8 protein-coding genes are annotated in these 6,036 nt (G+C 30.1%); 7 read left to right on the forward strand and 1 reads right to left on the reverse strand.

Annotated features, from left to right (window positions below):
* The 4 genes from J7G74_RS10215 to J7G74_RS10230 form a co-directional block, all read left to right on the forward strand.
* Nucleotides 1–1,097: M1 family metallopeptidase (locus J7G74_RS10215; protein ID WP_297134892.1), on the forward strand; the 1,097-nt coding region annotated here is incomplete at its 5' end.
* Nucleotides 1,098–1,185: 88 nt separating this feature from the next.
* Nucleotides 1,186–1,977, forward strand: a complete 792-nt coding sequence (locus tag J7G74_RS10220) for an MBL fold metallo-hydrolase (protein WP_297134894.1) — start codon at nt 1,186–1,188, stop codon at nt 1,975–1,977.
* 122 nt (nt 1,978–2,099) lie between these two features.
* Complete coding sequence (gene rlmH, locus J7G74_RS10225) at nt 2,100–2,579, forward strand: 23S rRNA (pseudouridine(1915)-N(3))-methyltransferase RlmH (protein WP_297134897.1); 480 nt, start codon at nt 2,100–2,102, stop codon at nt 2,577–2,579.
* 165 nt (nt 2,580–2,744) lie between these two features.
* The gene (locus tag J7G74_RS10230) at nt 2,745–3,533 is read left to right on the forward strand and encodes a CPBP family intramembrane glutamic endopeptidase (protein ID WP_297134898.1); all 789 of its coding nucleotides are present in this window, start codon (nt 2,745–2,747) and stop codon (nt 3,531–3,533) included.
* A gap of 314 nt (nt 3,534–3,847) precedes the next feature.
* On the opposite strand, the gene J7G74_RS10235 is transcribed toward J7G74_RS10230, so the two are convergent.
* Nucleotides 3,848–4,297, reverse strand: a complete 450-nt coding sequence (locus J7G74_RS10235; RefSeq protein WP_297134900.1) for a MerR family transcriptional regulator — start codon at nt 4,295–4,297, stop codon at nt 3,848–3,850.
* A gap of 134 nt (nt 4,298–4,431) precedes the next feature.
* Here J7G74_RS10235 and J7G74_RS10240 point away from each other — a divergent pair, with 134 nt between their 5' ends.
* From J7G74_RS10240 to J7G74_RS10250, 3 genes are all read left to right on the forward strand, one after another.
* Entirely contained in the window at nt 4,432–4,767 is a 336-nt protein-coding gene (locus J7G74_RS10240; RefSeq protein ID WP_330616513.1) for a carboxymuconolactone decarboxylase family protein, read from the forward strand.
* A gap of 68 nt (nt 4,768–4,835) precedes the next feature.
* Nucleotides 4,836–5,807, forward strand: a complete 972-nt coding sequence (locus J7G74_RS10245; RefSeq protein WP_297134902.1) for a cyclophilin-like fold protein — start codon at nt 4,836–4,838, stop codon at nt 5,805–5,807.
* 17 nt (nt 5,808–5,824) lie between these two features.
* On the forward strand, nt 5,825–6,036 hold a 212-nt coding region (locus J7G74_RS10250; protein WP_297134904.1), incomplete at its 3' end, for an iron-containing alcohol dehydrogenase.

Here is a 6,036-nt window from a genome sequence, read left to right on the forward strand (position 1 = left end):
AAAAAGATAAGCTGAAGTATGAGATTATAGGAGATAAAAATGATATTTTGGAAATAAAATTAGATAAGTTACTAAAACAAGGGGAGAATGTCAAAATAGATTTAAAATATAATGTTAAATTGCCAAATTGTCTTGGAAGATTTGGGTATGGAGATAATACTATAAACTTTACTAACTGGTTCCCTATAGCATGTGTATATGATGATGAAGGATGGAACTTAAAAAGCTATGAAGCAATAGGAGATCCTTTCTATAGCGATACTAGTAATTTTAAAGTTACATTATTGGCACCTGCATCTTATAAATTAGCTACAACAGGAAATATTACAGAGCAAAAAACTGACAATGAGAAAATACAATATGTTATAGATGCAAAAATGGTAAGGGACTTTGCTTTTATTTTAAGTGATAAATTTAAAGTAAGCAAAGATAGTTATAAAGATATAGTAATAAATACATATAACTTAAATGAAGAAATGAGTAAAGAAGCAGTTGATATAGCAAAATCTTCTATGAAGATTTTTAGTGAATTATTTGGAGACTACCCTTATGATACCTTCTCTGTTGTAGCAAGTGACTTTTATATTGGTGGGATGGAATATCCTATGTTAGTTATGATAGACGAAAACCTTTATAATAAAGAAAATAAATTTTTACTAGAGTACGTTATAGCACATGAAACAGCACATCAATGGTGGTATAGTGTTATAGGTAATGACGAAGTTAATGAACCTTGGTTAGATGAAGCCTTAACAGAGTATTCTACAATATTATATTTTGAGAATAAATATGGTAAGAAAACGGCAGATAAACTTATAAAAACTATGGATGTTCAGACTAAAAATTATAAGACTACAGATATTTTTAAAGCTGTTACTGAATATAAAGATTCATCAGATTATAGCTTAAGTGTTTATACAAAAGGAGCTGTGATTTTTAATAAGATAAGAAATCAAGTAGGTGATGATGTATTTTTTGATACATTAAAAGAATACTATAATATGTACAAGTTTAAGAATGTAAATGGACCTCAGTTTATAGAACTATGGAAGAGTAAAGGTATAGATATTGAGAAAATAATAAAAGAATATGAATAAAAATTTTCCAAGAGCATTGAAAAATAATTTAATGCTCTATTTTTTTGGTATAATATATTTTATGATATAAAGAGAAAAGAGGTGCAGCATGTTAAAGTATTGTTCGATAGGAAGCGGAAGTAGTGGAAACTGTCATTTTGTTAGTTATAAAGATACTAATATATTAATAGATGCAGGCCTTAGCGGTAAAAGAATAATAACAGGTTTGAATGAGATAGATGCTGATATAGAGAAAATAAAAGGAATATTCATAACACATGAACATTCTGATCATATAAAAGGTGCGGGAATATTATCTAGGAAATTGGATATACCTATTTTTGCAAATGTAAAAACTTGGTGTGCGATGAAAGATAAATTAGGAAATATAAAAGAAGAAAATATGAAAGTGTTTGAGAATGATAAAACTTATAGTATAGGAGATTTAGGAATTAAACCTTTTTCTATACCACATGATTCAAGTGATGCTGTAGGATATAATTTATTTTCAAGTAGTGAAAAGATGTCTATAGCTACAGATATAGGATGTATAACTGAAAATATAAGAAAAAATTTATATGATTCAAAGCTTGTAGTACTAGAGTCAAATTATGATCCTAATATGCTTATGATGGGTAGCTATACTTATAGCCTAAAAAGAAGAGTAATGTCTGATTGTGGCCATTTATCAAATGAAGAAGCAGCTAAGTTTTGTGTAGATTTAATAAAAGAAGGAACGGAGTCTATATTATTAGCTCATTTAAGTAAAGAAAATAACTTTCCAGATTTAGCTTTTGCTACGTCAAAAAATGTATTAGCTAATAATGATATGATAATAGGAAGAGATTTAAATTTAGAAGTATTATCTAGAGATAATGTTTCAAAAGTTTATGGACTATAAAAATTTTCTTCCTTTATATAACCAACAATATATCTTAGAGCGGCGTGGAGGAAAATTATTTTGTTGTTGTTTCACATATATTCACAGCTCGAAATATGAACTAATAATAAAAGGAGAACAAAATGCGTATTAGTGTAGTTTGTGTAGGAAAAATAAAAGAAAAGTATTTAAAATTAGGAATAGATGAATTTTCAAAAAGGTTATCTAAATATTGTAAACTAGAGGTAATCGAATTAGAAGATGAAAAAGCTCCAGAAAATCTGAGTGATAAAGAAATGCTAATGATTAAAGATAAAGAAGGTAAGAAAATTTTAAGCAAGATAAAAGATAATAGCTATGTTATAGCTCTTGCTATAGATGGTAAAAATTTATCTTCTGAAGAGTTGGCAAGTACACTTAATAAGTTAGGTGTTATGGGGACAAGTCATATAGTATTTGTAATAGGTGGATCGCTGGGACTTTCTGATGAGGTGTTAAAGAGAGCTAATTATAAGTTATCTTTTTCTAAGATGACATTTCCTCATCAACTTATGAGGTTGATATTATTGGAGCAGGTGTATAGAGCTTATAGAATAAATAACGGAGAACCGTACCACAAGTAAGGGATAACTTTCAAAATTAATATTAATATAATAAAAAAGAAAAGTTGAGATATAAAATCAACCTTTCTTTTTTTGTTATATTAATAAATTAAGTTGACAGGGAAAATTAATAATTGTATTATTGTATTAAGTGACTAATACAATAATGCGATTGGGGGGAGTAATATGTTGGAAATAGTATTTGTATCAATGACATTAATAATATCATGGATTTTAAGTTTTATTTTTATTCCAAAGGGAGCGATTGGAGCAACTGTAATTATAATGATGATACCTGCAATATTGGGATGTATAATCAAAATTATAAAATACAAATCGATAACAGCAGTATTTAAGCCATTGTTACATCATATAAGTATAAAAGGTATAATGTTTTCATTTGTGTTTCCAATAATTATAATAGGTTTGTGCTCGATACTAAGTCTAATAACAGGAGTTGGAAGCATAGATAATTATGATGGATCAATATCACAAATATTAATTATTATAGTAATGTCAGTACCTTTTTCAATTGTAACATTAGGAGAGGAGTATGGTTGGAGAGGGTATTTATTAGTAGAGTGGGAAAAGATATATGGTCTTAAAAAATCAAATATCTTAGTAGGAATTGTATGGATATTATATCATTTACCTACATTGTATATGATGAACCTAAGCTATGGTATTTCTGAAGCATTAATTTTTACAATTGTTCAGTCAATATGCATATTTTGTGTTAATTTTTCATATACGTATTTATACACTCTGTCGAAAAATGTTTTATTAGCTTCAATGATGCATTCGGTATGGAATAATATAAATACTTTCATACTGGGAGACACATACAGAAATGAAGCAACTGGATTAATAAATGGAAATGTAAAAGTAATAAATGGAGAGGGTATATTTGGAATGGTATTTTTAATAATCTCCGCATTTATTTTTCACAAAGTATTATTTAGTAAAACTAAATAATATAAAATAAGAACGGTGCTCCGTAGAGTACGGTACGGAGAACCGTATCTGTGGAGAACCAAAATTAAAAGAAGATACTAATAAGTATTATTAGTTTGTATTTATATAAGTAAGTATAGGGTAAAATAATATAGACCAAATAGGAATTTAGTGTACAAAAAGTATGTCTACTATTCTATATTAACACCAGTATTAATAGTGAAAGGAACCAACCGTTTTTGATTTCTTACGGTTGGTTGCTTCCTTTTTAGTTTAGACAAAATATCTATTCTTCTGTCATCTCGGCATGTATCCCACATTGTTCCGTATAGATGTCAAAGCTGCCCTTTTTCTCTGTTAATAATATCGTAATATTCTTCGGGGATATTTTCCTTAGGCATAGTGGTGTGTACCGAACAGGTTCCTGCCTTTTTTGCTGTTTCGTAATACCAGTGTTTGTAATTAAGCATATGGAGCGTATTTTGCATCTCTTTGATTTGTTCACATACAACTTCACGACGGTAATCAATCAATGCAAGACGCTGTTCAATAGTAGAATCTCCCTCCATGCATAAATCAATAAAATTTTTAATTTCTTTTACTGACATTCCAGCTTTTTTCAAGCACTCAATAATATATAGCCAACCAAAATCTTCATCCTTAAACATACGGATACCACCACCTGAACGTTCTACAAAAGGAAGTAATCCTTCCTTGTCATAATAGCGTAGTGTAGAAGGTGCTACCTTCAGTATTTTGGCCATTTCACCAACTGTATAAAGCATAGTTTTCTCCTTCTATGGAACTGAATTCCACAATTTTTAAATTTACTATTGACTTAAAGTTAACTTTAAGTTGTATAATTTGAATTAACTTATAGGCGATATTGTAGCATCAATAAGTTAATTAGTCAATTGAAATGGAGGAGATTACAATTAAGAAAGTAACAGCAGGAAAAGATTTATTAGGAGATTTCGCACCGAACTTTGCAGAATTAAATGACGAAGTTCTCTTCGGACAGGTTTGGTCAAGAGAGGAACAGCTTTCACCTCGTGATCGTAGTCTTATTACGGTTTCTGCATTGATGGCAAGCGGGATATTGGACAGTTCCCTAAAAGGTCATATTCATAGGGCAAAGGACAACGGAATAACTAAAGAAGAAATGGTTGAAGCTTTGACTCAGCTTGCTTTCTATGCGGGCTGGCCGAAGGCTTGGGCTGCATTTTATATGGCAAAAGAAATTTATGCTGATTAATGGCAGCGAGATGAAAATTGATATCGGAAATATTAATACATAATTCGAAAATAATAAGGGGGAATTTGATGAATAGATTCATAAAGAATTTGATTATTCCAGTAGTTGCATTATTAGTGTTGCTAACTGGGTGTTCTCAAGGAAAAATAGGGAATAATTCTGGTGATCCAACTCCTATAGAATCAGAAAAGACAGATATATTGATTGTGTATTATTCTTTAAGTGGAAATACAGAAAAAGTGGCGAAGCAAATTCAAAAGAATACAGGAGGAGACCTGTTTAAAATCGAGATTGAAAATCCATATCCTGATGATATGTATGAAATATCTGATTTAGCAAAAAAAGAGAAAGAAAGCGGGAATCTTCCGAAATTAAAAGATGACCTTCCCAAGTTGGCATCTTATGAAACTATTTATATAGGCGGGCCTGTATGGTCTAATACATTATCTTCACCTATTATTAAATATTTAGAAAAGGATTTTAATGGAAAGACAATCATTCCATTCTGGACAGATGCAGGAGATGCTGGCAAATATGAAGAAGAATTTAGGAAATATTTAAAAAGCGGTGATTTGAAACAAGGATTAGGATTCAGTAATGTATCTTCTCTAGGTGAAGAAGAAATAGATAAAATGATAAAAGGATTGAATAGCATAAGCGAGTCATCATCAAATTTAAGTGAAACTAAAATAAGAATTACTGCGGATGATACGGTAGTAGAAGCAGTGTTGAATGATACAAAAGCAGCACAGGAGTTTAAGAAATTACTACCATTAACTTTATCTATGACTAGAATGGGAGAGCATGAATATTATAGTTCTCTGGGTGAGCCCTTATCAGAAGATGATATAACTAAAGTTGGATATGATATCGGAGATCTTGCGTATTGGACACCTGGTGATTTATTCGCAATATATTTTGATGATACAGATGAAGAACCTGAAGGTTTAATTATTTTAGGAAATATTACTTCGTATATCTCACTGATAGAAAAATTGGGAAATCTACAAGAAATGAAAATAGAGTTAAAAGAGGATTAAGAATGGAGGAAGCAAAAATGAGTTTTAAGATGTATGTACCTACAAGAATTTTATTTGGGAAAGGAAAGTTAAATGAATTACACTCACAGGTGATGCCTGGTAAGAAAGCATTAGTTGTAGTATCAAATGGTAAATCAACGAAATCAAATGGTTATTTGGATCGTACCATTGAAGAATTAAAGAAAGCAAATGTTGATAGTGTGGTATTCGATCATATTGAAGCAAATCC

The organism is Terrisporobacter sp. (assembly GCF_017888745.1).
In the GTDB taxonomy this organism is placed as follows: domain Bacteria; phylum Bacillota; class Clostridia; order Peptostreptococcales; family Peptostreptococcaceae; genus Terrisporobacter.